Source organism: Bradyrhizobium sp. WSM1417, from assembly GCF_000515415.1.
Taxonomy (GTDB): Bacteria; Pseudomonadota; Alphaproteobacteria; order Rhizobiales; family Xanthobacteraceae; genus Bradyrhizobium.
The window spans coordinates 4,310,235-4,335,309 of the sequence record NZ_KI911783.1 but is presented as its reverse complement, the minus strand read 5'-3'; the positions used below and the strand labels follow the sequence as shown (position 1 = coordinate 4,335,309).

The window sequence follows — 25,075 nt, the reverse complement described above, 5'->3', positions numbered from 1 at the left end:
GCCCGCGCGATGATCAGGACGGCGGCAGCTCGCCGAAGGGGTCATGCACGGGTACGCCAAGCGGCAGGAAATGCCTCGCGTTGCGTGACAAGACGGTCAACGAGTGCTGACGCGCAGTTGCGGCAATCATGATATCGGCAAATCCCGGAGAATGCCCCTGCCCTCGCGCGCGGTCGGACAATTGTCCGGCGATCCGCGCAGTGGGGGTATCGAATGCCAGGATTCGATCCTCATACAGGTGCAGCACGGCTTCCAGCCATTGAGCCAAATCTCTACTCCTGCGCCTGGCTTTCTCGCGTCGCAATTTGGCTATTCCGTCCTCAACCTCCGCAATCGTCACGACGGACAAGAACAAGGAGGCGGATTGCGCATCCATCCACTCGACGAGTGCCGCAGGCGTCGGCCGGTTCGGCGAGACGGCAGATATGACATTGGTATCGACGAGGTACACGTCTCAGAAGTCGGTCTTGCGCAGCTTGGCGCGATTACGCGTCGGCACATCGCCGGCCCTCACGGGGGCCGCCATCAGCAGGCGCCCGAAGCTCGGCACCTGCGCCAGACGCCGCCACTCCTCGTAGCTCAAGACCACCGCCTGCTTTTTACCGTGACGCGTGATGATCGCGGGCTTGCCATCGACCGCTTCATCGACGACCGCGGAGAGGTTGGCCTTTGCATCACGAAGCTGAATCTCTCGCATCGGCCCTCCAATATGACTACAGTAGTCATATAGGGGGACGGCTTGCATTTCAAGACATTTCCAGCCGACCACCGGACGGCATCCGAATGGAGCGACCCGTCGCGCCTCAGTCGCGCGCCGCCGACAGCCCCGCGAGAAGCGGCGCATACGCGGCAAGCCTGCGGGATACGAACTCCGTGAACAGCCGCACGCGCTTGGTCTTGCGTGTCTCGCCCTGCGTGAGAAGCCAGACCGTTCCGTACATGTGCAACTCGGTGCCCGGCACCCTCACCAGTAATGGGTCGGCATCGCCAACGAAGCACGGCAGCGTCGTGATGCCGACCCCTTGCCGGACCGCAATGATCTGCGCCCCGGCGTCCGTGACCCTGAATGGAACGCCCGTGGTGCGGACCTCACCCGCGCTGGCCCAATCCGGGATGCCGTGAATGCTGATGACGATCCAGCGGATGGGATCAGGCGCGCCGGCACGCCACGCGGCTAGTCTGTCGCGCGACATGTAGACGCCGCCGAACAGCTCCGGTCCCTTCGTGCCGTGAAGATTTTGCGGCAGGGTTTTGCGGTCGTAGACGACGCGGATCGCGACGTCGGCCTCCCGGTTGGTCAGGTTTGCAAGTTCGCCGAACGACAGGATATCCATCTCGATGTCGGGATGCAGACGCGCGAAATCGGCGAAATCAGGCATCAGCAAATGTGTCGCCATCGGCGGCGCCAGCGTCACCCGCAGACGCCCGCGCACGCTCTGATCGCGCCCGAACACGCGCGTCTCGAGCTGGTGTGACGAGGCTTCCATCTGTTCGGCGAATTCGAGGACCTCCTCGCCCGCCGCCGTCAGCCGGTAGCCCGAAGGCAGCTTTTCGAACATCTGGACCCCGAGGCGTTCCTCGAGCTGGGCGATGCGTCGCAGCACGGTCGCGTGGTTCACACCGAGTTGCTCGGCGGCCGCCCGCACCGAGCCTCCGCGCGCGACGGCCAGAAAGTAGCGAACGTCGTCCCAGTCGATCATGGTGCGATCCCGCACCGCGCGGTGCGCCTTCCAAGCCCTATCCAACGCCTCGTACCGCAGTCCGGGCGGTCATCATAGCCCGTTCCGGCCAGCAGGCCCATTCCGAACGGCGGACACCGCTCGTCGCCGCTGGCGTCAGTCGCCCGCCCGGTTCGATTTCGCACCACCGATGTGCACGCTTCCGCACTCAACGCCTGACGCCGCCGGACCTATCTCGTGGTCCTCGGAGGCAGATGCTGCCCGACACCACGACAGGAGAAATTATGGGAAAGCTTGACGGCAAGGTTGCAGTCATCACGGGTGGCGCGACCGGCATCGGCCGCGCCGCGGCAAAGCGCTTCATCGAGGACGGCGCCTTCGTCTTCATCTTCGGCCGCCGGCAGCAAGCGCTCGACGCGGCTGTTGCCGCCCTCGGACCCAATGCCCGCGCGGTGAAGGGCTCGGTCTCGGATGAGGCGGACCTCGATCAACTCTACGCGGCGGTGAAGGCCGAGCGCGGAGCCCTCGACATCGTCTTCGCCAATGCCGGAGCGGGAAGCCAGGTTGCACTCGGCAAGATCACCACCGCACACATCGACGAAACCTTCGACACCAATGTGAAGGGTACGATCTTCACGGTGCAGAAAGCGCTGCCGCTGATGCGCCGGGGCGGTTCGATCATCCTGACCGGATCGAGCGCGGGCACCACGGGCGCCCCGGCCATGAGCGCCTACAGCGCCAGCAAGGCGGCCGTGCGCAACCTCGCGCGGACCTGGGCGGAGGACCTGAAGGGCAGCGGCATCCGCGTCAACGTGCTGTCGCCCGGGGCGACCGCGACCGAACTCGCGAAGGAAGCGTTGGGCGAGGAAGGCCAGAAGGTCTTCGCCGCGATGACTCCGCTCCAGCGCATGGCCGATCCCTCGGAGATCGGGGCCGTGGCTGCCTTTCTCGCGTCGTCGGACAGCAGCTTCATGACCGCCAGCGAAGTCGCCGTCGACGGCGGCCTGGCGCAGCTCTGACCCGGGCGCGGTCTCGCGCCTGGCCCACACACAACCAGAGAGAAAAGATCATGAAAAAACTCGAAGGCAAGATCGCAATCATCACCGGCGGCAGCAGCGGGATCGGATTGGCCACAGCCAAGCGCTTCGTGGACGAAGGTGCGCATGTCGTCATCACCGGACGACGCGAGAAAGAGCTGAAGGACGCCGCAGCCGTCATCGAGAGAAACGTGACGACGGTCATCGGCGACGTGTCGCGCCTGGAAGATCTGGACCGGCTCTATGCCGTCGTGAAAGAGAAACACGGTCACATCGACATTCTCTTCGCGAACGCGGGCGCGGGGACGATCGCGCAGCTCGCGCTAGCGACCGAGGCCCATTTCGACCAGACCTTCGATGTGAACGTGAAGGGGCTGTTCTTTACGGTGCAGAAGGCCCTCCCCCTCTTCAGGGACGGCGGTTCGATCATCCTGAACTCTTCGGTGTCGAACGTGAAGGGGCTGCCAGGATTCAGCGTCTACGCCGCGAGCAAGGCGGCGGTGCGCAGCTTCTCGCGCGCTTGGACGCTGGAGCTGAAAGACCGCAAGATCCGCGTCAATACGATGAGCCCCGGGCCAACGGAGACCCCCGCTTTGGAGACGACGACGGGCCTGACCCGCGAGCAAGCCGAGCAAGCCGCCGCCGGATTTGCTTCACAGGTCCCGATGGGTCGCAGGGGCAAGCCGGAGGAAATCGCGGCTGCCGTCACGTTCCTCGCCTCCGATGAAAGTTCCTACATCACCGGCGTGGATCTCGCCGTCGATGGCGGCATGGCGCAGGTCTGACCGCGCCATCGACACAAGATCGGAGAAACATCATGAGCTACGCAATCATCGGCTTCGGCCATATCGGCCAGGCCCTGGCCAGGGCGTTTGCCCGCAATGGCATCGAAGTATCCGTTGCAACCACGCGCGACCCGGAAAGCTTTGCATCCGCCGCGGCCGCAATCGGACCCACGATCATTCCCAAAATGCTGGCGGACGCCGTCGAGGCAGACATCATCTTTTTGGCGGTCCGTTTCGAGTCGCACCAGGATGTCGCGAAGGCGCTGCCCAGCTGGCAGGGCAAGACCATCGTCGACGTGACCAATGCCTTCGGCGTGCCCCCTGAGAAACTGGGAGGACAACCTTCCTCCAAAGCCGTCGCGCAGGCCTTCACTGGGGCTCGACTGGTCAAGGGCTTCAACCATTTGGGTGCTGCCGCCCTTGCCCAGGATCCGGCCGTCCATGGTGGCAGGAGAGTCGTGTTCCTGGCGAGCGATGACGACGCTGCGGCAGCGGAAATTGTCGCGCTTGCGGAAACTCTCGGCTTCGCGCCGATCAAACTCGGCGGGCTTTCGGAAGGCGGGCTGCTTGTGCAGGCGCGCGGAAACAGCTGGGGCCACCTGATCTTCAAGGATCTGGTCAAGTTCGACTGACGAACACGACGTCCCCACTCTTGGGGATACGACACACGGGATCGGATCGCGCGCGATCCGATCCGAGTGACATGGAGAAATGACTATGAGCACCGACAAGAACGTCCAGACGATGAAAGACTTCTTCGCCGCGATCGGATGCGGCGACAGCGAGGCTCTGCTGGCGCTGGTCACTGAAGACATCGGTGGATCATCCCCGGCGAGGACTGGCCGCTGGCCGGCACGCATCGCGGGCGCGATGGGGTGACGGATCTGCTGGAGACGGCATCCAGATCGATCGAAACGTCCACGGAACCCCGCGAGTTCGTCGCGCAAGGAGACCGGGTCCTGGTCGTCGGCTTCGCGACGGGAAAGATCAAAGCCACGAACAAGACGTTTAGGGACGACTGGGTCTTCGCCATCACCGTTCGCAACGGCAAACTGACGAACATCCGGGAGTACGTCGACACGCAGGCACTGGCATGAGCCGCGCGCGCATCGAATGCCCGAGCCTAAAGGAGTTCCGATGTACGACCAATCCAAGCTAGCCGAGTTGATCCGGTTCGCGCGCGTAAACGCGGGCTCCACCGTGATCGACGTTTACCCAGGGGACGGCGACTGGACCCGTCTCTTCTCCGAGATCGTGGGAGGCGAAGGGCGGGTTGACAGCTTCGTGCCGGCCGAAGTGGCCCACTTCAAGAACGATCCGCTCGGACTCATGCGGGCGCTTGCAAGGGAGCCGGGTCGAGAGAACGTCGAAGCCGTCTCGGCGGATCTTGTGGCGATGCCGCAGGCCACGCAAGCAGCTGACGTCCTGTGGCTGCACCTGTTCTACCACGATCTCCACACCGCGCTGATCGAGGCCAGGGGCGCGACGGCGGCCCAGTTCAATCGCGCCGTCTACGAGCGGCTGAAGCCCGGCGGGTGCTACGTCATCGTCGACCACGCCGCCGCGCTCGGGACGGGCACGAGCGAGGCCCAATCGCTGCATCGGATCGAGCCTGCATCCGTTCGCAAGGAGGTGGAGGCGGCCGGCTTCGTGCTGGATGCCGAAAGCATCCTGCTCGCAAACAAGGACGACCCGCACACGATCAAGGTGTTCGATCCCGCCATCAAGGGCAAGACCGATCGCTTCGCCTATCGGTTCGTGAAGCCGTGACGGGTCCCGGGGCCGACGTCAGTCTATTCCGACAGTTTGATTGCAATGGGCTGGTGATCGGAAGCATCAGTCGCTTCGTTGACCTCGATGCTGCGAAGGTAGCCGGTCAAATTTTCCGTCACGAAAATGAAGTCGCGGCAGTCGGGCCCGTCGGCCCACTGCGCGCGGTCGTAGATTCCGCAAGTCGGCGCACGCGCTCGGCCGGGACGATTGGCGGTCCATGCATCCCGATACGTCAGGCCAGGCCGGCCGGATCGAGCAATCAATGCGTGCTGAGGGTCGGCAACGTCAAAATTGAAATCGCCACACAGCAGGCTCGACGCAGCGACGGTCTGACTTCCATACGGCTCATCGTGCCGTGAGCCGGCCTGCTTCGGGCTCATCGACGCCTCCTCCTGCAAATCCAGCAGCCGCGCGATCTGGGCCTCGCGCTGGACGGCCGAATGAAACTCGAGATGCGTGTTGACGACGCGGATCGCGCCAAACGAGGCCTGAACCGTCACCTCCAGGGCGTGACGGCGCATGCTGCGCACCGTGGCTGCACCCGGCCATGGCAGCAGGTGGTTGGCAATCTGCAGCACCGGCAGCCGCGACAGCGTCATGTTGCCGAAGCGATGGAGGTTGCCATCACGATCGACAGTTTCGATTGCAGGTCGGAATATTGCGGAGTAGCCGGGCAACAGGGCTGCAAGCTGTACGCTCTGATCCGCTCCATCACCAAATCTCGGGAAATTCGCGCTCACCTCCTGGAAACAGAACACGTCCGCGTCGAGCGTCTGCCGGGCGACGGCAACGATCCTCGCCAGATCGGTCACGCCGTCGCAGCCTTTTCCGCACTGTATGTTCCAGGTGAGAAGTCTCATTACCGGATGCCTGCACGCATGAACGACTGGACGAACTGACGCTGGAACAGCAGAAACGCGATCAGCAGCGGCGCCATCGTCATCACCGTTGCCGCCGTGATCACTGACCAATCCACGCCGGTTTCAGGCGCGCCGAACACGGCAAGCCCCACCGTGAGCGGCCGCGCTTCCACCGAATTCGTGACGATCAACGGCCACAGGAAATTGTTCCAGTGATAGCTGACGGAGACGAGGCCAAAGGCGACGTAGGTCGGGCGAGCCAGCGGGACATAGACCCGCCACAGGATTCCGAGCGGACCCGCTCCCTCGACCCGGGCGGCTTCGACCAACTCCTGGGGCACACCCTTGAAAGTCTGCCGCAGCAGGAAGATGCCGAAGGCGCTCGCGAGATAGGGCAGCGCGATCGCAGGGATCGTATCGAGCAATCCCAACCCTGAGATCGCGCGGTAGTTCTCGACGATCAGGACGTCGGGCATGATCATCAGCTGGAGCAGAACGAGGGCGAAAGCGATGCCGCTGCCCCTGAACCTGAAGCGCGCAAAGGCGTAGGCCGCCAGCGTCGACAGGATGAGCTGACCGACCAGGATTAGTGTCACCAGCACGACCGTGTTGAGATAGTACCGGGCGAACGGCGCCTGGTTCCAGGCCCGGGCAAAATTCTCCAGCGTCCAGGGCGCGGACAGGCTGAACGACGTGGCGTAGGCGGCCGGATGCAGCGCGCTCCAGAAGGCGTAGGCCAGTGGGGCGAGCCAGATCAAAGCCAGGAGCCATGCTGCGACGGCTTCAATGGGGCGCGTCCGGCCTTTCATTGATAGTGGATCCTACGATCGAGATAACCGAACTTGATCAGCGCAACCGAGCTCAGCAGCATCAGAAGCACGACCGTCAGTGTTGCCGCGTAAGAGGAATCCTGGAAGGTGAAGGCAACTTCATAAATGTAGTAGAGCAGCAGCGTGCTGGCGTTATTGGGACCTCCTTTGGTCATGATGACCAGATGGTCCACCAACTTGAAGGAGTTGATGACTGCGTTGATCGCCACGAACAGCGTGGTCGGCATCAGCAGCGGGAACGTGATCCGGCGAAACGTGTACCACCGGCTCGCGCCTTCGATGGAAGCGGCCTCCTCGAGGTCCGGCGAGAGCTGCTGCAGCGCCGCCAGGTAGAAGATCATGAAGAAGCCGGCCTCCTTCCAGATCACCATCACGACCAGACAGCTCATCACCGTCGAGGGATCGCCCAGCCAGTTCCAGCCACCGAGACCGAAAAGGCCGCGCAACTGATCGAGCAGCCCATAGTCCGGCGTGTAGAAGAACAGCCAGATGTTGGCGACGGCGATCATCGGCAGCACGGTCGGCGTGAAGTAGGCCAGTCGCAGAAAGCCGCGGCCGCGCATGTTGCGATTGACCCAGATCGCCATCACCAGAGCCAGGGCGATCGAGGTGGGGATCGTGCCGAGCGCGAGCCAGAAATTATTGACCAGCGCCTTCCAGAAGATCGGATCGGCCGCCATGGACCGATAGCTGTCAAGCCCGACGAAGGCCTCCGTGCCATTCCGGCGCGTGACGAACAGCGAATGCCGGATCGTCGCCAGAATCGGAAAGTGCGTGAATGCGATCAGCAGGACGGCCGCCGGCAACAGCAGCAGCCAGGCGTTCACGGTGTTCCACCACGCCTGCGATCGGACGCGGCGCGGGGCAATTGACGACGAGGCGATGGAGTCGGACATCTGTGAGCCGGCGGGATGGCGGCGGCGCGCCATCCCGCCACGTCCCTATTTGTAGGCGCGCAAGACGCGGTCGGACTGTTGCTGCGCGGCAGCCAACGCCTCCTGCGGCTTCTGCGCGCCCGTGATCGCAGCCTGCACGGCATCGCCGACAAACTTGTAGATGCGGCCGTTCTCATGGACGGAGAGCTCCGGCACCGCATGCTCCAACTGATCGCGCGCAACTGTGGCCTGCGGGAAGCCCTTTGCGTAGGCCTCCATCGCCGGCGTCTTGTAGGCGGCCGGCGACACCGCCACGTAGCCGGTCTTCATGCTCCATTCCGCCGCGCGTTCCGGAGCCGTCATCCATCGAATGAACTTGACGGCGGCCTTCTGCTGGTCGGGAGACGCACTCTTGAAGATGTAGAAATTGCCGCCGCCGGTCGGTGATCCGCGCCGCTCCCTGGCCGGCAGCATGGCCACCCCGAACTGGAATTTCGCGGCGTCCTTGACCGCCGTCAGATTGCCGGTGGTGTGCCACATCATCGCCGTCTTGCCTTCGAGAAAATCGTTGCGCAGCGTCGCCCAATCGATGCTGCCGGCCGGGGCGACGTTGTGCTTGCGCGACAGGTCGACCCAGTACTCGAGGGCGGCGACCGTCTTGGGAGCGGTCAGATAGACCTCGTTGCCGGGCTCGTTCATCATCTTCTGGCCGTTCTCGATCGCCAGCGCCTGCAGCATCCAGTAGGCATAACCGGTCGAGGGAATTTCGATGCCCCAGCGTGTCGTGTTGCCGCCATCCTTCTTGACCAGCTTCTTCGAGATCTCGACCATTTCGTCCCACGACGCCGGCGCCTTCTCGGGATCGAGCCCCGCCTCCTTGAAGGCGTCCTTGTTCCAATAAAGCACGATGGTCGAACGCTGAAACGGCACGCTCCAGGTTTTGCCGTCGATCTGCCCGTTCGCCATGAACGCCGGATAGAACTCCTTGAACCAGGCCTTGTCCCCGACGAGATCGTCAAACGGCACGATGGCGTTCTCGTCCATCAGCGTGAACACGTCGGTCGACAGCAACACCGACAGTTGCGGCGGCTGCCCGCCCTTCATGGCGGTCATCGCCTTGGTCATCGTATCGGTGTAGTTGCCGGCATAGACCGCCGTCATCTTGATGTCGGGATTGTCCTTCTCGAAGCGCGAGACCATGTCGTCGATGATCTTGGTGACGGGACCACCGACCGCGACCGGATAGTACATGGTCAGATCCACCGCGGCGGCCGGGCGTGCAGCCATCGAGAGTACGGCAAGTGCCGCTGCCATCAACATCGTTCGTCGCGCAAACATGGGACAGTCTCCTTCGTTACTGCGTTTGAAACAGCGCTGCTATCGACCGGTGATCGCCCGCTGGCCCTCTGTGACGATGGTCTCCAAGCGAGCTTCCGAATTCGAATCGAACCAATGCTCGAACCCGGGTTCCCACGCGATCCGGACATCCTCGCCTGGCCGAACCTTGCTGAAACCTTCGAGCCGCACTGAGATCGGCTGACCATCGACCTCGCACAGAACGATGCTGTCGGCCCCAAGATGCTCGATCGCCCTGACGTGCGCAAAATGGTCTCCGCCCGACACGATGCGGATATGCTCCGGCCGGATGCCGATGAGATGATCGCCCTGGCGCAACAGGTTCATCGGCGGCGTGCCGATGAACCGCGCCGTGAACGCCGTCGCCGGCCGGTTATACAGCTCCTCCGGTGTGCCATTCTGCTCGATACGACCATCGCGCATCAGCACGACGCGATCCGCCATCGTCATGGCTTCGGTCTGGTCGTGGGTCACGTAGACCATCGTCATTCCGAGCCGCTGTTGCAGGGTACGGATCTCCGTCCGCATCTCATGCCGCAGCTTGGCGTCCAGATTTGAAAGCGGCTCGTCCATGAGGCAGACCCGCGCTTCCGCGATGATGGCTCGTCCCAGTGCGACCCGCTGGCGCTGGCCGCCGGACAGCTGCGACGGCTTGCGTTCAAGCAGCTGCGCAAGGCCAACGATCTCGGCCACACGCCGGAGCCGTTCGTCTCGTTCGGCGCGCGACACGCGCCGCACACGCAGGCCGAAGACGATGTTCTCGGCTACACTCAAATGCGGAAACAGCGCGTACGACTGGAAGACCATGGAGATCTTCCGTTGTGCCGGAGTCAGATGGGTCACGTCGACGCCGCCGATGGCGATCGTACCGGCGTCAGCATCCTCAAGGCCGGCGATCAGCCGCAGCGTGGTCGACTTGCCGCAGCCGGACGGTCCCAGCAGCACCAGCAGCGAGCCCTCGTCCGCCGTCAGACTGACGTCATCGACGGCGCGCATCGCGCCCCAGAACTTGGAGACATGACTCAGCGTGATCGCTGACATGGCCCGTTCGCTCTCAGTTGCAGAGCTCTGCGCCGCGCGCAGACATCGCTCGGCATGCTCGCAGCATCCTGCGCGCGCGGAGCAGCCCAAAGCTGGTCGCCATGAGCAGACCGATCCATGCCGTCCCTCCCGATGGCCACGCAACGTTCACCGGCGCAGCGAGCTATTTTGTTCATATGAACATATTGGAGCAGCATATGAAACAGAAAATTGCGCCATAAACGTTCGGATGATAGTTTGCTTCGAACGGACAGCCCATGCTCAAGACAGTCTCGTCACGTCAGGCCTACATACTGGAGATCGTGCGCGACGAAGGATTCGCCTCGATCGAGCAGCTTGCAACGCGTTTTGACGTCACCCAGCAGACCATTCGCCGCGTAGTCAACGGGCTCTGCGATCAAGGGCTACTCCGGCGAATGCACGGCGGCGTCAGCCTGCCCGTTCAAAACCAGAATCTCGCTTATGGAAGCAGACAGGGATTGAACGCCGACGCCAAACGGCGCATCGCACACGCGACTGCGAGCTTCATTCCCGACGGGGCGTCGCTTATGATCGGGCTGGGTACAACACCTGAATATGTCGCGCAGGCGCTATCCCGCCGTCAGGATCTGCGCGTGATCACCAACAATCTGAATGTGGCCGCGGCGTTCGCACAAAATCCCGACGTCGAAATCACCATCGCGGGCGGCACGCTCCGTTCTCTCGATCGGGATATCGTGGGCGAAGCGGCGGCGCGCTTTTTTGCAGGTTATCGAGCCGATTACGGGATATTCGGCGTCGGAGGCGTCGATCAGGACGGCGCGCTGCTCGACTTTCACATCGACGAAGTCCTGGCGCGGCAATCCATCGTTGCCAATTCGCGCACCGCCGTGCTGGTCGCCGACACGACAAAATTCGGCCGCAACGCCACGGTGCGCGGCGGACATCTCGCCGATTGTAACCACCTATTCACCGACGGGCCGCTGCCACCGGCCTTTATACCGGTCGGCGCCAAATTTGCCGAGCGCATTCATACATCGGATGCCGCGCGTGCCGCAGCCACGCAGCCTGCGCGAAATTAACCCGCCTGAACTGGACGAGACGGCTCTTCCTATGTGACCACAGGAAGGCGCGATACGCCACGGGCAAGCTGGTCCCAAGCGCTGCTTCCAACTTCTCAATTCGTTGTTCGGCGTTCATGACGCGATGCCAGGGCTCGATCCGATTTGGATCAATCGTCATTCCACCCTGGTTCTTGAGCTTTCGATGCGGCCGGATCACTTTTTGGTCGTGCCGTCAGATGGCAGCTCTGCCGACCCGCCGATTTTCTTCGCGACCACATAGACGTCGACGCCGCTCATCGAGCATTCCTCGCTTGATGCCTGGTTTTTCGTGATGACCTCGATCGTCTTGCCATCCTTGGTGTGAAAGGTGATGTCGTGAACCTGCTGGTAGAGGTCTTTGCCGATCTTTTCGGATGCGAGACGAACGGCCTTGGTCTGCGCCTCGATCACCGATGGGATATCAATCAGGCCGGCGTTCTTGAGGTGCACGAGGGCCATGTTGGTGGGCCAACTCGCGCAGTCCGGAGACTTCGCCAGAGCCGCCGCAGCCGGCATGACAAATATTGCGGCCAGCACCACTTTCAACGCGGCGCGCATCAGCATGCCTCGGTCTTTAAAAACTACTCCCACTCAATCGTCCCAGGCGGCTTGCTCGTCACGTCGTACACCACCCGGTTCACGCCCTTCACCTCGTTGATGATGCGCGTGGCGGTCTCGCCGAGAAACTTCATGTCGAACTGGTAGAAGTCCGCGGTCATGCCGTCGGTGGAGGTGACGGCGCGCAGGCCCACGACGAAGTCGTAGGTGCGGCCGTCGCCCATGACGCCGACGGTCTTCACGGGCAGCAGCACGGCGAAGGCCTGCCAGATGTCGTCGTAGAGGCCGTGCTTGCGGATCTGGTCGATGTAGACGGCGTCGGCCTTGCGCAGGATGTCGAGCTTGTCGCGCGTGATGTCGCCGGGGCAGCGGATGGCAAGGCCGGGGCCCGGGAACGGGTGGCGGCCGACGAAGATTTCGGGCAGGCCGAGCTCGCGGCCGAGCTTGCGCACCTCGTCCTTGAACAGCTCGCGCAGGGGCTCGACCAGCTTCATGTTCATGCGCTCGGGGAGACCGCCGACATTGTGGTGCGACTTGATCGTCACCGAGGGGCCGCCGGTAAAGGAGACGCTCTCGATCACGTCGGGGTAGAGCGTGCCTTGCGCCAGGAAGTCGGCGCCGCCGATCTTCTTGGCCTCCGCCTCGAACACCTCGATGAAGAGGCGGCCGATGGTCTTGCGCTTGGTTTCGGGATCGGTGACGCCTTCGAGCTCGCCCAAGAATTGCTTCGAGGCATCCACGTGCACGAGCGGGATGTTGTAGTGGTGGCGGAACAGGTCGACCACGGTCTTGGCTTCATCGAGACGCAGCATGCCGTGATCGACGAACACGCAGGTGAGCTGCTCGCCGATCGCTTCGTGGATCAGCACAGCCGCGACCGCGGAATCGACGCCGCCGGACAGGCCGCAGAGCACCCTGCCCTTGCCGACCTGGGCGCGGATCTTGGCGATCTCCTCCTCGCGGAAGGCGCGCATGGTCCAGTCGCCGGAAAGACCGGCGATCTTGCGGACGAAATTGCGGATCAGTTTGGCGCCGTCGGGCGTGTGCACCACTTCGGGGTGGAACATCAGGCCGTAATATTTGCGCGTCTCGTCCTGGATGATCGCGAACGGCGCGTTCGGCGACGTGCCAGCCACCGAGAAGCCCGGCGGCATCTTGGTGATGCGGTCGCCATGGCTCATCCAGACCTGGTTCTTGCCGCCTGGCGACCAGACGTCCTCAAACAGCTTGCTCGGCGCCTTGACCTCGACATCGGCGCGGCCGAACTCGCGGTGATGGCCGCCCTCGACGGTGCCGCCCAGCTGCTCCGCCATGGCCATCTGGCCGTAGCAGATGCCCATCACCGGCACGCCGGAATCGAAGATCGCTTGCGGGGCGCGGGGCGAGCCCGCCTCATGCACCGATTCAGGGCCGCCGGAGAGAATCACCGCCTTCGGCTTCATCTCGTTGAAAGCTTGTTCGGCCTTGTTGAACGGGACGATCTCGCAATAGACGCCGTCCTCGCGCACGCGACGCGCAATGAGCTGCGTCACCTGGCTGCCGAAGTCGACGATGAGAATCTTGTCATGCGCCGAGGCCACGGAGGGCGTCGACGCGGAGCGGTCGGTCTGTGCTGCTGTCATGGCAAGCAAATACGCGACGGGGACTTTTCCCGCAACCGCGCGGGCCGCGCGCCCACATTCTTCTTTGGGCATGGACAAATCGATATAGGTAAGTATTATTGACCTAATATGGCCCGTTACTCACCAAGGGCCGAACAGGGAGAACGTCATGCCACACCATCACCAGCCGTCGAATCTCGCCGCGCTCGGCCGCACCTGGGTCGAGGCCTGGAACGCGCGCGACCTCGAACGCGTGCTCTCGCTCTATGACGAGGACGTCGTGATGACCTCGGACCGCATCCCGGCGATGGGCTTCGATGAAAGCGGCACCGTGCGCGGCAAGGATGCGTTGCGCGCCTATTGGGGCAAGGCGCTCGCCCTGTTGCCGAACCTGCATTTCACGGTGATCGATGTGTTCGTCAGCCCGGATAGTGTCGTGGTGTTCTACGAGAACGAGCGCGGGAAGAAGATCTGCGAATATCTGCGGGTGAATGCGGCCGGAAAGATCGTGCAGGGATCGGCGAATCATCCGGTGCACTAGCCTGTCCCCCGTCATTGCGAGCGTAGCGAAGCAAGCCAGAATTGTGTCCGCGGGGATAGTCTGGATTGCTTCGTCGCAAGGGCTCCTCGCAATGACGGAGACTGTGGCGCGAACGTACGCTAACAACACCGGCGCCGGCTCTGACACAGGATTCCAGATGAAGCTCCCCACCTCCCCCTTCACCGTCACCGACTGGAGCAAGGTCGAGCCGACCATCCATCCCGGCGAGACCGGGCAGGCCCAGTGGCGCACGCTCGACATCGGCGATCTCCGGGTGCGGATGGTCGAGTATTCGCCGGGCTATCTCGCCGACCATTGGTGCGACCGCGGCCACGTGCTCTACGTGCTGCAGGGCGAGCTCGACAGCGAGCTGCGCGACGGGCGCAAGTTCAAGCTCACGGCGGGGATGAGCTACCAGGTCTCGGATTTCGGCGACGCCGCGCACCGGTCCTCCACAGTGACGGGGGCGACGCTGTTTATCGTCGATTGAGCGCCCCGGGAGGGTTAATTTGCACCGCAAAATAGCAAAATTCGGCGACATCCCGAGCGGCGGGTGGTGCCTTGAAGTGGCCCCAAAATCTCGCTATATTGTGATCATCGATACTTGGCCGAACGACTGGGCCGCTTCGCTTCGTTGCTGACGGGCGCGCACGCTTCAGATGATTTCTCCAACATCGACTGATCAGGATTATGGGCGCAATAGTGCGTACCGGTCCGCGTGTTAACTTCTTAAGCAAAGGAAATTCCCATGGCTATGGGCACCGTGAAGTGGTTCAACAATCAAAAGGGTTTTGGTTTCATTCAGCCGGATGACGGCGACAAGGACGTGTTCGTGCACATCAGCGCCGTCGAGCGCGCTGGCCTGTCGACCCTCAACGAGGGCCAGAAGGTCTCGTTCGACATCGTCGCCGATCGTCGCAGCGGCAAGTCCTCGGCTGACAATCTCCGCGTCGGCTAATAGCCGCGCCCCGTTCTGACCACGGACGTACCGGCAGAACGTCAAGTTAGAAAGCCCCGCGACCGGGTTCCGGTTCGCGGGGTTTTTGTTTTGGGGCCGCGGTGACGGGGTGGGCTATGCCTTCTTCAAGACCGAGACGAAGAACCCGTCCGTCCCGGTCCGCCGCGGCGTCATCAGCCAGCCTTCCGGCGATTGCAGCGCGGCTTGCGCAAACTCCTCCGCCTTGTCCCAGAGCACGCTCGCGGTCTGCTCCGGCGGCACCACCGCGAACTCGGGATGCCGGCTGGTGAACGCCCTCACCTGCTCGCCGTTCTCCTCTGAAAGCACCGAGCAGGTGATGTAGGCGATGCGGCCGCCGGCCTTGACCAGCGGCACCGCGCGATCGAGCACCGCAGTCTGGTCTCGTAACCGAATCTCCAGCGCGCCCGGGCGCATGCGCCATTTGGCATCGGGGTTGCGGCGCCAGGTTCCTGTTCCCGTGCAGGGCGCGTCGATCACGACGAGGTCGGCGGTGGCGCTGATCTCGGCCAGCGGATCGGCCTCGCCCTTGGGTGTGCGCACATCGGCATTGTGGACGCCGGCGCGGGACAGGCGTTCGTGAATGGGCGCAAGTTGCCGCTTGTCGCTGTCGGTCGCGATCAGCCGGCCCTTGCCCTGCATCATCGCGGCCAGCGCCAGCGTCTTGCCGCCGGCTCCCGCACAGAGATCGATCACCTGCTCGCCGGGTTTTGCCGCGGTCAGGGCCGCCGCAAGCTGCGACCCCTCATCCTGCACTTCAATGGCGCCCTTGATGAAATCCTCTTCGGCCTGGATACCGGGGTTGCGCGCATCGGCCGAAAGCTCGATGCGCAGGCCGGTTGCGGACCACTGCGTCGGTTTCGCATGAAGATGAGCAAGCGCCCCCAGCACCTTGTCGCGATTGGATTTTAGCGTGTTGACGCGCAGGTCGAGCGGCGCCCGGCTCGCCATTGCGGCTGCCTCCGCGACCCGCTCTTCGCCGAAGGCTTTTGCCAAATACGGATCCAGCCATTCCGGATAGTCGCCGGCGATCGCGGCCGGGGCACCTTGAAGCGACCGCGAGGCGAGCGCGGCCTGCTCGGCCTCGGTCAACGGCGCGGGGGCAAAGCGGCTGCCGTCGAACAGCGCGGCCATCGTCGCCACATCCATGTTGCGCTCGAGGCGAAGCATGCCAATCAGCCGCGCCCGCGCGGTGTCCGAATCCATCAGGTACGCGCTCGAGGCATAGCGGCGCAGCACGTCCCAGACGAGGCCGGCAATGGCGGCGCGGTCGCCGGAGCCGGCGAAGCGGTGCGCGGTGCCCCATTCCTTCAGCGCCTTGGCCGCGGGGACGCGGTCTTTCTCGATAGTGTCGATCAGTTCGATGGCTGCGGACAGCCGGGCAGCGGGAGTCATTTGAATCTTTCAGATCAGGATCGGCGAGTAGCGCCTAGATCAGCAACAGCATTTTCAGCGCGAAGTAGATCCACATCGCGAGCAAGACGACCACGCCGGCGAGCCAGATCGTGGAGCGGCGTCCGAGATTGTTGGAGGAGACGAAAATTCCGGCATGGACGAAGCGCGTCACCACGAACACCCAGGACATCAGCACGATGAAGAGATCGGCGTGGCGCAACGGGAGCGCCAGCGCGATCAGGACATAGAGCAGCACCGGCAGCTCGAACTGGTTGCGGTAGCAATTGGCGAATTGTGTGGCCCCCTTGGGCCAGTTGGGCTCGCCCAACGCAATGTCACGGCTCTTGGTCTCGCCGGAGACGAGCGCGCGCCGGCGTCCCGTCGCCATGGCGATCAGGAGTGCGAAGGTGAGACCGACCTGCACGAAGACCGGCAGCAAAACCATTTGAACGGACATCGGAATTCCCGGGATTGTCCCATCCGGCGGAAGGCACAGTTAGCGTCCATTAGCGGTCACCGCTGGTCCTGACAATCAACGAGTTGAACCGGCGTTCCCGATGAGGCGACCAACTGTCGACAGTTAAAGCGATTTTGGCCCCTCGTGGGCGCAAGGCGAGAGACCGCCATGAACACCCTCTTGAGCCAGATCGGCAGCCTGACCGGCGCTTTGACCGAGTCCGCCGACGGCCAGTTCGGCATCCTGATGTCGGCGCTCGCAGGCATCGCGACGGCGCTTGCGGTGGCGCTGGCGATGACGGTCTACTTCCGAATGAGCTATCGGACCTGGCGCGATGTCCTCAGGCATGGCCTCGCTGCGCTCGCCGCCCTCGCTCTGTTCGCTTTTGCCGCCTACGACATGCGCCATGCCGCGCTGGCCTACCTCGGCCTCAATCCGTCAAAACCCGCGGTCGAGTTCGAGATCCGCATGCCCAAGGAGACCTTGGCGGCGGCGTCCGACACCCAGATCGAGCTGCATACCGACCGAAACCAGACGCTGGCACTGGTCGAGGGCGTGCGGGAGCTCGGTGATGGCCGCTCCGTCCTGCGTGGCGCGGTGGGGCTCAACCACCGCACCGCGGACCGCGTGCTGGTCGTGAACCTGCCCGGCAAGGGCACCTTCGAATTCCGCCTCCGCCTGCCCGCCGAGCCGCATCGCTCCGACCGATTCGGCCCTCAGTTCGGCCCGTGGCACCTCGCCGACCGCATCGCCTCGCCACTGGCGAGCCCGGTCGCGCCGCAGGACGCCTACATGATCCGCTATCGCGTGCTTTAACTTTGTTCGATCGCCGCAAGATGGGCGGCGAGTATTGGCCTCGCTGCTCAAGCGACGCTTTTGAGATCCTGCTGGATCGCGGCAAGCAAGGACTGCAGCGCGTCGCTGTTCACCGGTTTGGCCCCGGTGTTGGCAGGCGCATTGGCCGGCCGCGTGGCTTTGACCGGACGCTTGGGGAACGGCGGCATAGGCGTGGGTATCGCGGATTGCGCCAACGCGCCGGCGTCCTCGGTGTGAATGAACTTGCCATGAATCACGTCGTCGCGACGTCCCATGACAAACATCGTCGCCCAATAACCGGCGGCCACAAGGATTACGCAGAAAACAACAAGCTCTAACATCATCGCACCTGAAATATGCGCAATGATTCAATGCCTTCGCGTGTACGTCAATGAACCGACGGTCACACCTGCGGCTTTTACGGGCGGGTGTGGCCGATCGGTCACTCTTTGTTAACCATACCCGGCCGCCCAGGGGGCCGAGAGCGGCCGGTCAAGCCTTGTCCGGCCCGACCCGCACCAGCTGCTTGCCGAAATTGGCCCCCTTCAGAAGTCCCATGAAGGCTTCGGGCGCGCTCTCCAGGCCCTCGGTGACGAACTCCTTGTACTTGACCTTGCCCTCGCGGACCCAGCCGGACATGTCGCGCAGGAAGTCGCCATGGCGGGAGGCGAAGTCGGAGACGATGAAGCCGCGGAAGGTCAGCCGCTTGGTCAGGGTCGCGCGCATCATGCTGGCGGCCCATTTCGGCGGCTTCGCTTCAGTGTCGTTGTAATGGGCGATCAGGCCGCAGACCGGCACGCGCGCGAACGCGTTGAGGAGCGGGAACACCGCCTCGAACACGGCGCCGCCGACATTCTCGAAATAGACGTCGATGCCCTTCGGGCAGGCGTCCTTCAGCTTCGACGCCAGATCGGGATCGCGGTGATCGATGCAGGCATCGAAGCCGAGCTCCTTCACGACGTAATCGCATTTGTCCTTGCCGCCGGCGATTCCAACCGCGCGTGCGCCCTTGATCTTCGCGATCTGTCCCACGGCCGAACCGACCGCACCGGAGGCACCGGCGACGACGACGGTCTCGCCTGCTTGCGGCTTGCCGATATCGAGCAGGCCCGTGTAGGCGGTCATGCCGGGCATGCCCAGCACGCCGACGGCCGTCGAGATCGGCGCGAGCTTCGGATCGATCTTGTTCAGCCCCTTGCCGTCGGAGATCGCATGCGTCTGCCAACCCGCGCGCGAGAGCACGATGTCGCCCTTTGCGAAGTTCGGATTGTTGGAGGCTGCGACCTCGCAGACCGTCCCGGCTTCCATCACGCCACCGACGGGCACCGGCGTCGCGTAGGACGGACCGTCGCTCATGCGCCCGCGCATATAGGGATCGAGCGAGAGCCAGATCGTGCGCAGCAGGACTTCACCTGCGGCAGGCGTCGGCACGGCGAATTCCTCGACGCGGAAATCGGACGGCTTTGGCTCGCCGACGGGACGCGCGGCGAGAACGATGCGTTTGCCTTGGGACATGATGGCTTCCTCCAATTTTCTGTCGTTGCGAGCGAAGCGAAGCAATCCAGTTTCGTCAACACAAAAGGACTGGATTGCTTCGTCGCAAGTGCTCCTCGCAATGACGAGCTTTTGGCACGCGCACGCGACACACTCGCTGTCATGCCCCGGCTTGACCTGGGCATCCAGGGCGGAATCAACCGTTCGTCGCAACACGCTGTGTATCGCGCACTCGTAGCAATTGGTCGAGAGTTTCCGCCGGTGTTTTCCAGCCAAGGGTTTTCCTGGGCCTGGTATTGAGTGCGTGAGCCACGGCCTCGAGGTCACCAGCATTGTGCATGCTGAGATCGGTCCCTTTTGGGAAGTACTGGCGCAGCAACCCATTCGTGTTCTCGTTGGTCCCGCGCTGCCAAGGGCTGTGAGGGTCGCAGAAATAGACCTGCACGCCAGCGTCGATCCTCAGACGCGCATGCTGAGCCAGCTCAGCTCCCTGATCCCAGGTCAGCGACCGACGCAGTTGCTCGGGCATGGTGACGATTGCCCGGGTAATGGCGTCGCGCACTGCCTCAGCGCCGTGCCCGGCGAGTGCAGGTCCATTCTTCACGCGAGTTTCCTGCTCCTGGCCCGTCATGCGCGGCAGATGCAGCAGAATGGTAAAGCGGGTCGAGCGCTCCACCAAGGTGCCGATCGCAGAATTTCCAAGCCCGATAATGAGGTCACCTTCCCAGTGGCCCGGCACAGCTCGATCGGCGACCTCCGCCGGACGTTGACTGATCATGACCTCAGAAGAAATGAAGCTTCTGCCCCTACGGGCGCGTACTCTCGGCATCCGCAAGGCCCGCCCGGTGCGCAAACAGGCCGTCAGTTCGCGATGCAAAGCCCCTCGACCCTGCACATAAAGCGCCTGATAGATCGCTTCGTGACTGATGCGCATCGTCTCATCCTGGGGAAAATCCAACCGAAGTCGCCGAGAAATCTGTTCCGGGCTCCATGCCCTCGCCCAGCGGCGGTGTTGCCGATGCACAGCCCGGCGTCCCTTCCACACGACGTTCGGGCCGGCGAGGAGCTCTCCGTCCGGTTTGGCGATCATACCGGCAAGCCTGCCCTGCACATAATCCCTCAGGGCCGGATTGATTGCCAACTTCGCCAGCTTGGACCGTCGGGCGGACCGATCAGCGTGCCATTGTGCCGTGGTCGCTCGGTACTCTGGAGCGCCGTGGCGCCGCGCCACATTGCGCCGGAGCTCACGAGAGATCGTGCATGGAGGGCGATCGAGTTGACGAGCGATCGCTCGCACCCCATGACCCTGCGCGCGCAAAATGGCGATCTCCTCGCGCTCAGCGAACGAGAGGTAACGCCCCGATGCAGGTTTTGACGATTGCGATAAATGTGTCGGCGGCATACCGCCCGCCCTCCGGAACCAGCGGACTCCGACCGCAGGAGATACCCCGGCCTCCACCGCAGCATCCTCGCTTGACCGCCCCGAGGCAATTGCAGACCAGAAAGGCTTATAACCCTCTCGTAGGGCCTTTTGAGCTCGACCCGCTCGAACACCGTGCCTCATCGCAACCTCCCTTGCTGAAGTGTTGCGACGACCCATTGAATCCGCCCAGTATTCCAGAGGCGGTCGTGATTGAGCCGAGAGGCCGCGGCGTGCTGGATGCCCCGGTCAAGCCGGGGCATGACAGCGGATGCGAGGCTAGTCTAGCGCGCGAAAAACAACGCGCAGCCGAGCGGCGAGAGCGGAAACTAACCCCCGCCCGGATAGTTCGGCGCCTCGCGCGTGATGGTGACGTCGTGGACGTGGCTTTCGCGCAGGCCCGCGCCGGTGATGCGCACGAACTGGGCCTTGTCGTGCAGGTCCTTCATGTCCTTTGCACCAACATAGCCCATCGCGGCGCGCAGGCCGCCGGCGAGCTGGTGCATGACGTTGCCGACCGGGCCCTTGTAAGGCACCTGGCCTTCGATGCCTTCGGGCACGAGCTTGAGCGTGTCCTTGATGTCCTGCTGGAAGTAGCGGTCGGCCGAGCCGCGCGCCATCGCGCCGACCGAACCCATGCCGCGATAGGCCTTGTAGGAGCGGCCCTGCCACAAGAACACTTCGCCGGGCGTCTCGTCGGTGCCGGCGAGCAGTGAGCCGACCATCGCGATGTCGGCACCGGCAGCGAGCGCTTTCGCGAGGTCGCCGGAAAACTTGATACCGCCGTCGGCGATCACGGGGATGTCGGACTTCTTCGCCGCCTCGACCGCATCCATGATCGCGGTGAGCTGGGGAACGCCGACGCCGGCGACGATGCGCGTGGTGCAGATCGAGCCCGGGCCGATGCCGACCTTGATGCAGTCCGCGCCCGCATCGATCAGCGCCTGCGCACCCTCCGAGGTCGCGACGTTGCCGGCAACGACCTGCACCGAGTTGGAGAGACGCTTGATGCGGTTGACCGCATGGAGCACGTGACGGGAATGGCCGTGCGCGGTGTCGACCACGACGAGATCGACGCCGGCGTCGATCAGCCGCTCGGTGCGCTCGAAGCCGCTATCACCGACCGTGGTGGCGGCGGCGACGCGCAGACGGCCCTGTGCGTCCTTGCAGGCCAGCGGATGGGCGACCGCCTTCTCCATGTCCTTCACGGTGACCAGACCGACGCAGCGATATTGCTCGTCGACCACGAGCAGCTTCTCGATGCGGTGTTGATGCAGCATCCGCCGCGCCTCGTCCTGGCTGACATTCTCGCGCACCGTGACGAGACCTTCATGCGTCATCAGTTCGGAGATTTTTTGCTGGCGGTCGGTGGCGAAGCGGACGTCGCGGTTGGTGAGAATGCCGACCAGCTTGCCCGGCGTGGACTTGCCCGCACCGGTGACGACGGGAATGCCGGAGATGCCGTGATCGCTCATCAGCTTGAGCGCGTCGTCCAGCGTGGCGTCGGGGCTGATGGTGAGCGGGTTCACCACCATGCCCGACTCGTAGCGCTTGACCTGCCGCACCTGGGCGGCCTGTCCCTCGGGATCGAAATTGCGGTGAATGACGCCGATGCCGCCGGCCTGCGCCATGGCGATCGCCATGCGGGCTTCGGTGACCGTGTCCATGGCGGAGGCCATGATCGGGATGTTGAGCGGAATGGCACGGGTGACGCGAGAGCGGATGTCGACCTCGCCCGGCATGACGTCCGACAGGCCCGGCTTCAGCAGCACGTCGTCGAACGTGAGGGCTTCGCGAATGCCTTGTTGCACCGTGGCCATGTGCCAACTCCTTCCGCGGCCCTGCCGCAAATAGCTATGGATGAGCGCCGCCCTCGGCGTACCTTGCGGCAACGCCGGAGAATCGGAGCCCATCGGTGGGGTTGACGCGGGTCGATAGCACGGGCGGGCGACGAATCAAAGCAATTCGGACCGCCGGCCAGCCATGCACAGGCTTTTTAGGCAAGTTCAGCCGGGATAACCGGCGTCAGCTCGTGCCGGCGGACGGCGTCCACGCCCCTCCTGTGCCGGCAGATCATCACGTTCTCCGACGCAGGACGCACCCCACCCTGGGGTCACGCAGGATTTAGGTGCCATGCGTCGATCCGCAATGGTCGCGGCCCAGTGGCGGTGATAAGCCGCAATTCTCGCCCTTCCTTCTGATTTCCATTACCAATCCGTCATGGTCGACAAGCAACGCATCATTCCGCTGATCGTGGCCACTGCTCTCTTCATGGAGAACATGGATTCGACGGTGATCGCCACGTCGCTGCCCGCGATCGCGGCCGACATCGGCACCAGCCCACTGACGCTCAAGCTCGCGATCACCTCGTATCTGCTGTCGCTTGCCGTGTTCATTCCGGCGAGCGGCTGGACCGCCGACCGTTTCGGCGCGCGCATGGTGTTTGCGATTGCCGTCGGCGTGTTCATGGTCGGCTCGGTCGGCTGCGCGCTCTCGACATCGGTCACCGATTTCGTATTCGCGCGCATCCTGCAAGGCATGGGCGGGGCGATGATGACGCCGGTCGGGCGCCTCGTGCTGTTGCGATCGGTCGACAAGAGCGCGCTGGTCAATGCCATGGCGTGGGTGACGGTTCCTGCCCTGATCGGACCCGTGATCGGGCCGCCGCTCGGCGGCTTCATCACCACCTATGCGTCGTGGCACTGGATCTTCCTGATCAACATCCCGATCGGGCTGCTCGGCATCTTCATGGCCTTGCGCTTCATCGATCCTATCAAGAGCGAGGAACGAGAGCCGTTCGACCTCTACGGCATGGTGCTCGCGGGCCTCGGGCTCGCCGGCATCGCCTTCGGGCTGTCGGTCGCCGGACTCAATCTGCTGCCATGGAGCACGGTCGCCGCCCTGGTCGTCGGCGGATCGATCTCGATGACACTGTATGTCCTTCACGCGCGGCGAACGGGGTCGCCAGTGCTGGACTTCACGCTGCTGAGGCTGCCGACACTGCGCGCGGCCGTTCTCGGCGGCTTCATGTTTCGGCTCGGCATCGGCGCGCTGCCATTCCTGTTGCCATTGCTGATGCAGATCGGCTTCGGCCTCTCGCCGTTCAAGTCCGGCCTCGTCACGTTTGGCTCCTCGCTCGGCGCCATGGGCATGAAGGCGCTGGCCGCACGCATCATCCGCGCCTTCGGCTTTCGCAACCTGATGACGGCGAACGCGATCATCAGTGCAGTTTTCCTGGCCGCCTGTGCCCTCTTCACCGTGACGACGCCGCTGCTGATCATCATGATCATCCTGGTGGTTGGCGGCTTCTTCCGTTCGCTCGAGTTCACCGCGATCAACACGGTTGCCTATGCCGAGGTCGAGCACGCGCAGATGAGCCGCGCCACCACGCTCGTCAGCGTCAACCAGCAGCTCGCGGTCTCGGCCGGCGTTGCCGTCGGCGCTGCGTCCGTGGAGACGACGATGTGGCTCAGCCACGTCAGCGAGCTCAACGCCAGTGTGTTTGCGCCGGCCTTCATCGTGGTCGCCCTGACCTCGGCGGCGTCGAGCTGGTTCTTCTGGCAGATGCCCGCCGATGCCGGCCACGAAGTCTCCGGCCGCAAGGCCGTGGAGATCGCAAGCCGCAAGGGTGCCGGCAAGGGCGCGGCCAAGGCGGCCGTCAAGGCCGCAACCGAGGATACGCAGGACGTGCGGGATCAGCGGCTGGGGTAGTCACGTCATTGCGAGCGGAGCGAAGCAATCCAGAATCCCTCCGCGGAGACAGTCTGGATTGCTTCGTCGCAAGGGCTCCTCGCAATGACGGAATTCGCGGCTACTGCGTCGCCCCGCCTCGAAATCCCGTCGCCAGCACATAGCGCTCCGAGGAATCCGCACGGCTCGCGGCCGGCTTGACGTGACGCACCGTGGCGAAATCGCGCTTGAGCTGGGCGAGCAGCTCGGCGTCGGCGCCGCTCTGGAACGCCTTTGCCAGGAAGGTCCCGCCCGGCTTCAGCACATCGCAGGCGAACGCGGCGGCGGTCTCGATCAGGCCGACGATGCGAAGTTGGTCGGTCTTGCGGTGACCGGTGGTGTTGGCAGCCATGTCGGACATCACGATGTCGGCGCCGCCATCGAGCATCGCCTTGAGCTTGTCCGGCGCGTCATTGTCCATGAAGTCGAGCTGCGCGAACTCGACCCCGGCAATCTCGGGGATTTCCAGCAGGTCGATCGCGATGACCTTACCCTTGCCGTCGACCGAGCCGACACGCTTGGCGGCGATCTGGCTCCAGCCCCCCGGGGCGGCACCGAGATCGACCACTGCCATGCCGTGCTTGAGCAGCCGGTATTTGTCGTCGATCTCGAGCAGCTTGAACGCGGCGCGCGAGCGATAGCCCAGCGCCTTCGCCTTCACCACATAGGGGTCGTTGAGCTGCCGCTCGAGCCAGAGCTTCGACGACAATTTGCGCTTGCCGTGGGTCTTGACCTGGACGTGCAAGCGGCCGGTGGTGTCCTTGGCCATC

At 63.7% G+C, this 25,075-nt stretch carries 27 protein-coding genes and 2 pseudogenes; 12 read left to right on the top strand and 17 right to left on the bottom strand.

Annotated features, from left to right (window positions below; all coding sequences use genetic code 11):
* Nucleotides 1-13 precede the first annotated feature (13 nt).
* The 3 genes from BRA1417_RS0120670 to BRA1417_RS0120660 form a co-directional block, all read right to left on the bottom strand.
* On the bottom strand, nt 14-451 hold the full coding sequence (locus BRA1417_RS0120670; RefSeq protein WP_027517448.1) for a type II toxin-antitoxin system VapC family toxin: 438 nt from the start codon (nt 449-451) through the stop codon (nt 14-16).
* 3 nt (nt 452-454) lie between these two features.
* Entirely contained in the window at nt 455-697 is a 243-nt protein-coding gene (locus BRA1417_RS0120665; RefSeq protein WP_027517447.1) for a type II toxin-antitoxin system Phd/YefM family antitoxin, read from the bottom strand.
* A 106-nt stretch (nt 698-803) separates the two neighbouring features.
* Entirely contained in the window at nt 804-1,700 is an 897-nt protein-coding gene (locus BRA1417_RS0120660) for a LysR family transcriptional regulator (protein ID WP_027517446.1), read from the bottom strand.
* Between the two features lie 263 nt (nt 1,701-1,963).
* On the opposite strand from BRA1417_RS0120660, the gene BRA1417_RS0120655 reads away from it, so the two are divergent.
* The 5 genes and pseudogenes from BRA1417_RS0120655 to BRA1417_RS0120635 all read left to right on the top strand — a co-directional run bounded on the left by BRA1417_RS0120655 (nt 1,964) and on the right by BRA1417_RS0120635 (nt 5,271).
* On the top strand, nt 1,964-2,698 hold the full coding sequence (locus tag BRA1417_RS0120655; protein ID WP_027517445.1) for an SDR family NAD(P)-dependent oxidoreductase: 735 nt from the start codon (nt 1,964-1,966) through the stop codon (nt 2,696-2,698).
* A 50-nt stretch (nt 2,699-2,748) separates the two neighbouring features.
* Complete coding sequence (locus BRA1417_RS0120650; protein ID WP_027517444.1) at nt 2,749-3,501, top strand: SDR family NAD(P)-dependent oxidoreductase; 753 nt, start codon at nt 2,749-2,751, stop codon at nt 3,499-3,501.
* Between the two features lie 32 nt (nt 3,502-3,533).
* Entirely contained in the window at nt 3,534-4,133 is a 600-nt protein-coding gene (locus tag BRA1417_RS0120645) for an NAD(P)-binding domain-containing protein (protein WP_027517443.1), read from the top strand.
* Nucleotides 4,134-4,218: 85 nt separating this feature from the next.
* Nucleotides 4,219-4,598: pseudogene (locus BRA1417_RS40620) on the top strand (nuclear transport factor 2 family protein).
* Nucleotides 4,599-4,638: 40 nt separating this feature from the next.
* Entirely contained in the window at nt 4,639-5,271 is a 633-nt protein-coding gene (locus tag BRA1417_RS0120635; protein WP_027517442.1) for a class I SAM-dependent methyltransferase, read from the top strand.
* Between the two features lie 23 nt (nt 5,272-5,294).
* Here BRA1417_RS0120635 and BRA1417_RS0120630 read toward each other — a convergent pair whose 3' ends face one another.
* The 5 genes from BRA1417_RS0120630 to BRA1417_RS0120610 are packed head-to-tail and all read right to left on the bottom strand — an operon-like array spanning nt 5,295 to nt 10,236.
* Nucleotides 5,295-6,134: an endonuclease/exonuclease/phosphatase family protein gene (locus BRA1417_RS0120630; protein ID WP_027517441.1), complete on the bottom strand. Its 840-nt coding sequence runs from the start codon at nt 6,132-6,134 to the stop codon at nt 5,295-5,297.
* Nucleotides 6,134-6,943: a carbohydrate ABC transporter permease gene (locus BRA1417_RS0120625; RefSeq protein WP_027517440.1), complete on the bottom strand. Its 810-nt coding sequence runs from the start codon at nt 6,941-6,943 to the stop codon at nt 6,134-6,136. Before BRA1417_RS0120625 ends, BRA1417_RS0120630 begins: the two co-directional genes overlap by 1 nt.
* Nucleotides 6,940-7,893: a carbohydrate ABC transporter permease gene (locus BRA1417_RS0120620; protein ID WP_371259999.1), complete on the bottom strand. Its 954-nt coding sequence runs from the start codon at nt 7,891-7,893 to the stop codon at nt 6,940-6,942. The genes BRA1417_RS0120625 and BRA1417_RS0120620 overlap by 4 nt, the downstream gene beginning before the upstream one ends.
* 12 nt (nt 7,894-7,905) lie before the next feature.
* The gene (locus BRA1417_RS0120615) at nt 7,906-9,159 is read right to left on the bottom strand and encodes an ABC transporter substrate-binding protein (protein ID WP_027517438.1); all 1,254 of its coding nucleotides are present in this window, start codon (nt 9,157-9,159) and stop codon (nt 7,906-7,908) included.
* Between the two features lie 57 nt (nt 9,160-9,216).
* Nucleotides 9,217-10,236 (bottom strand): ABC transporter ATP-binding protein, encoded by a 1,020-nt coding sequence (locus BRA1417_RS0120610; protein WP_027517437.1) that lies wholly within the window; start codon nt 10,234-10,236, stop codon nt 9,217-9,219.
* 257 nt (nt 10,237-10,493) lie between these two features.
* Here BRA1417_RS0120610 and BRA1417_RS45680 point away from each other — a divergent pair.
* Together BRA1417_RS45680 and BRA1417_RS0120605 are read left to right on the top strand one after the other, a co-directional pair.
* Nucleotides 10,494-10,616 (top strand): annotated as a pseudogene (locus BRA1417_RS45680) (DeoR family transcriptional regulator); the annotation flags it as partial.
* A gap of 99 nt (nt 10,617-10,715) precedes the next feature.
* A complete protein-coding gene (locus BRA1417_RS0120605) occupies nt 10,716-11,297 on the top strand; it encodes a DeoR/GlpR family DNA-binding transcription regulator (RefSeq protein WP_245286367.1) in 582 nt (193 codons plus the stop codon).
* A 195-nt stretch (nt 11,298-11,492) separates the two neighbouring features.
* On the opposite strand, the gene BRA1417_RS0120600 is transcribed toward BRA1417_RS0120605, so the two are convergent.
* Together BRA1417_RS0120600 and guaA are read right to left on the bottom strand one after the other, a co-directional pair.
* Nucleotides 11,493-11,882, bottom strand: a complete 390-nt coding sequence (locus BRA1417_RS0120600; protein WP_027517435.1) for a hypothetical protein — start codon at nt 11,880-11,882, stop codon at nt 11,493-11,495.
* A gap of 17 nt (nt 11,883-11,899) precedes the next feature.
* Complete coding sequence (gene guaA, locus BRA1417_RS0120595; RefSeq protein WP_027517434.1) at nt 11,900-13,498, bottom strand: glutamine-hydrolyzing GMP synthase; 1,599 nt, start codon at nt 13,496-13,498, stop codon at nt 11,900-11,902.
* A gap of 148 nt (nt 13,499-13,646) precedes the next feature.
* Between guaA and BRA1417_RS0120590 the strand changes: the two genes are divergently transcribed.
* The 3 genes from BRA1417_RS0120590 (at nt 13,647) to BRA1417_RS0120580 (ending at nt 14,976) form a co-directional block, all read left to right on the top strand.
* Nucleotides 13,647-14,018, top strand: a complete 372-nt coding sequence (locus BRA1417_RS0120590; RefSeq protein ID WP_027517433.1) for a nuclear transport factor 2 family protein — start codon at nt 13,647-13,649, stop codon at nt 14,016-14,018.
* Between the two features lie 157 nt (nt 14,019-14,175).
* Nucleotides 14,176-14,508: a DHCW motif cupin fold protein gene (locus BRA1417_RS0120585; RefSeq protein WP_027517432.1), complete on the top strand. Its 333-nt coding sequence runs from the start codon at nt 14,176-14,178 to the stop codon at nt 14,506-14,508.
* A gap of 258 nt (nt 14,509-14,766) precedes the next feature.
* Complete coding sequence (locus BRA1417_RS0120580) at nt 14,767-14,976, top strand: cold-shock protein (RefSeq protein ID WP_007592195.1); 210 nt, start codon at nt 14,767-14,769, stop codon at nt 14,974-14,976.
* Nucleotides 14,977-15,090: 114 nt separating this feature from the next.
* On the opposite strand, the gene BRA1417_RS0120575 is transcribed toward BRA1417_RS0120580, so the two are convergent.
* A complete protein-coding gene (locus BRA1417_RS0120575) occupies nt 15,091-16,389 on the bottom strand; it encodes an RsmB/NOP family class I SAM-dependent RNA methyltransferase (RefSeq protein ID WP_027517431.1) in 1,299 nt (432 codons plus the stop codon).
* Nucleotides 16,390-16,423: 34 nt separating this feature from the next.
* Nucleotides 16,424-16,846 (bottom strand): MAPEG family protein, encoded by a 423-nt coding sequence (locus BRA1417_RS0120570; RefSeq protein WP_027517430.1) that lies wholly within the window; start codon nt 16,844-16,846, stop codon nt 16,424-16,426.
* Between the two features lie 168 nt (nt 16,847-17,014).
* Here BRA1417_RS0120570 and BRA1417_RS0120565 point away from each other — a divergent pair, with 168 nt between their 5' ends.
* Nucleotides 17,015-17,662: a hypothetical protein gene (locus BRA1417_RS0120565; protein ID WP_027517429.1), complete on the top strand. Its 648-nt coding sequence runs from the start codon at nt 17,015-17,017 to the stop codon at nt 17,660-17,662.
* Between the two features lie 47 nt (nt 17,663-17,709).
* Here BRA1417_RS0120565 and BRA1417_RS0120560 read toward each other — a convergent pair whose 3' ends face one another.
* From BRA1417_RS0120560 to guaB, 4 genes are all read right to left on the bottom strand, one after another.
* Entirely contained in the window at nt 17,710-18,003 is a 294-nt protein-coding gene (locus BRA1417_RS0120560; RefSeq protein ID WP_084462494.1) for a hypothetical protein, read from the bottom strand.
* 151 nt (nt 18,004-18,154) lie between these two features.
* The gene (locus BRA1417_RS0120555; protein ID WP_027517427.1) at nt 18,155-19,177 is read right to left on the bottom strand and encodes an NADP-dependent oxidoreductase; all 1,023 of its coding nucleotides are present in this window, start codon (nt 19,175-19,177) and stop codon (nt 18,155-18,157) included.
* Between the two features lie 175 nt (nt 19,178-19,352).
* Nucleotides 19,353-20,558 carry an IS30 family transposase gene (locus BRA1417_RS0120550; protein WP_027514986.1) on the bottom strand — a complete coding sequence of 402 codons (1,206 nt, stop codon included), beginning with the start codon at nt 20,556-20,558 and terminating at the stop codon, nt 19,353-19,355.
* A gap of 347 nt (nt 20,559-20,905) precedes the next feature.
* The gene (gene guaB, locus BRA1417_RS0120545; protein ID WP_007609139.1) at nt 20,906-22,396 is read right to left on the bottom strand and encodes an IMP dehydrogenase; all 1,491 of its coding nucleotides are present in this window, start codon (nt 22,394-22,396) and stop codon (nt 20,906-20,908) included.
* Nucleotides 22,397-22,796: 400 nt separating this feature from the next.
* On the opposite strand from guaB, the gene BRA1417_RS0120540 reads away from it, so the two are divergent.
* Nucleotides 22,797-24,287 carry an MFS transporter gene (locus BRA1417_RS0120540; protein WP_027517426.1) on the top strand — a complete coding sequence of 497 codons (1,491 nt, stop codon included), beginning with the start codon at nt 22,797-22,799 and terminating at the stop codon, nt 24,285-24,287.
* A gap of 100 nt (nt 24,288-24,387) precedes the next feature.
* Here the strand turns inward: BRA1417_RS0120540 and BRA1417_RS0120535 are convergent, their stop codons facing one another.
* Entirely contained in the window at nt 24,388-25,074 is a 687-nt protein-coding gene (locus BRA1417_RS0120535) for an RlmE family RNA methyltransferase (RefSeq protein WP_027517425.1), read from the bottom strand.
* Between the last annotated feature and the right edge of the window lies 1 nt (nt 25,075).

Excerpts from the sequence above, each read along its gene's own strand:
- BRA1417_RS0120665 (WP_027517447.1), bottom strand. The coding sequence starts at position 697 with ATGCGAGAGATTCAGCTTCGTGATGCAAAGGCCAACCTCTCCGCGGTC.
- BRA1417_RS0120660 (WP_027517446.1), bottom strand. The coding sequence starts at position 1,700 with ATGATCGACTGGGACGACGTTCGCTACTTTCTGGCCGTCGCGCGCGGA.
- BRA1417_RS0120655 (WP_027517445.1), top strand. The coding sequence starts at position 1,964 with ATGGGAAAGCTTGACGGCAAGGTTGCAGTCATCACGGGTGGCGCGACC.
- BRA1417_RS0120650 (WP_027517444.1), top strand. The coding sequence starts at position 2,749 with ATGAAAAAACTCGAAGGCAAGATCGCAATCATCACCGGCGGCAGCAGC.
- BRA1417_RS0120645 (WP_027517443.1), top strand. The coding sequence starts at position 3,534 with ATGAGCTACGCAATCATCGGCTTCGGCCATATCGGCCAGGCCCTGGCC.
- BRA1417_RS0120635 (WP_027517442.1), top strand. The coding sequence starts at position 4,639 with ATGTACGACCAATCCAAGCTAGCCGAGTTGATCCGGTTCGCGCGCGTA.
- BRA1417_RS0120630 (WP_027517441.1), bottom strand. The coding sequence starts at position 6,134 with ATGAGACTTCTCACCTGGAACATACAGTGCGGAAAAGGCTGCGACGGC.
- BRA1417_RS0120625 (WP_027517440.1), bottom strand. The coding sequence starts at position 6,943 with ATGAAAGGCCGGACGCGCCCCATTGAAGCCGTCGCAGCATGGCTCCTG.
- BRA1417_RS0120620 (WP_371259999.1), bottom strand. The coding sequence starts at position 7,893 with ATGGCGCGCCGCCGCCATCCCGCCGGCTCACAGATGTCCGACTCCATC.
- BRA1417_RS0120615 (WP_027517438.1), bottom strand. The coding sequence starts at position 9,159 with ATGTTGATGGCAGCGGCACTTGCCGTACTCTCGATGGCTGCACGCCCG.
- BRA1417_RS0120610 (WP_027517437.1), bottom strand. The coding sequence starts at position 10,236 with ATGTCAGCGATCACGCTGAGTCATGTCTCCAAGTTCTGGGGCGCGATG.
- BRA1417_RS0120600 (WP_027517435.1), bottom strand. The coding sequence starts at position 11,882 with ATGCTGATGCGCGCCGCGTTGAAAGTGGTGCTGGCCGCAATATTTGTC.
- guaA (WP_027517434.1), bottom strand. The coding sequence starts at position 13,498 with ATGACAGCAGCACAGACCGACCGCTCCGCGTCGACGCCCTCCGTGGCC.
- BRA1417_RS0120590 (WP_027517433.1), top strand. The coding sequence starts at position 13,647 with ATGCCACACCATCACCAGCCGTCGAATCTCGCCGCGCTCGGCCGCACC.
- BRA1417_RS0120585 (WP_027517432.1), top strand. The coding sequence starts at position 14,176 with ATGAAGCTCCCCACCTCCCCCTTCACCGTCACCGACTGGAGCAAGGTC.
- BRA1417_RS0120580 (WP_007592195.1), top strand. The coding sequence starts at position 14,767 with ATGGCTATGGGCACCGTGAAGTGGTTCAACAATCAAAAGGGTTTTGGT.
- BRA1417_RS0120575 (WP_027517431.1), bottom strand. The coding sequence starts at position 16,389 with ATGACTCCCGCTGCCCGGCTGTCCGCAGCCATCGAACTGATCGACACT.
- BRA1417_RS0120570 (WP_027517430.1), bottom strand. The coding sequence starts at position 16,846 with ATGTCCGTTCAAATGGTTTTGCTGCCGGTCTTCGTGCAGGTCGGTCTC.
- BRA1417_RS0120565 (WP_027517429.1), top strand. The coding sequence starts at position 17,015 with ATGAACACCCTCTTGAGCCAGATCGGCAGCCTGACCGGCGCTTTGACC.
- BRA1417_RS0120560 (WP_084462494.1), bottom strand. The coding sequence starts at position 18,003 with ATGTTAGAGCTTGTTGTTTTCTGCGTAATCCTTGTGGCCGCCGGTTAT.
- BRA1417_RS0120555 (WP_027517427.1), bottom strand. The coding sequence starts at position 19,177 with ATGTCCCAAGGCAAACGCATCGTTCTCGCCGCGCGTCCCGTCGGCGAG.
- BRA1417_RS0120550 (WP_027514986.1), bottom strand. The coding sequence starts at position 20,558 with ATGCCGCCGACACATTTATCGCAATCGTCAAAACCTGCATCGGGGCGT.
- guaB (WP_007609139.1), bottom strand. The coding sequence starts at position 22,396 with ATGGCCACGGTGCAACAAGGCATTCGCGAAGCCCTCACGTTCGACGAC.
- BRA1417_RS0120540 (WP_027517426.1), top strand. The coding sequence starts at position 22,797 with ATGGTCGACAAGCAACGCATCATTCCGCTGATCGTGGCCACTGCTCTC.
- BRA1417_RS0120535 (WP_027517425.1), bottom strand. The coding sequence starts at position 25,074 with ATGGCCAAGGACACCACCGGCCGCTTGCACGTCCAGGTCAAGACCCAC.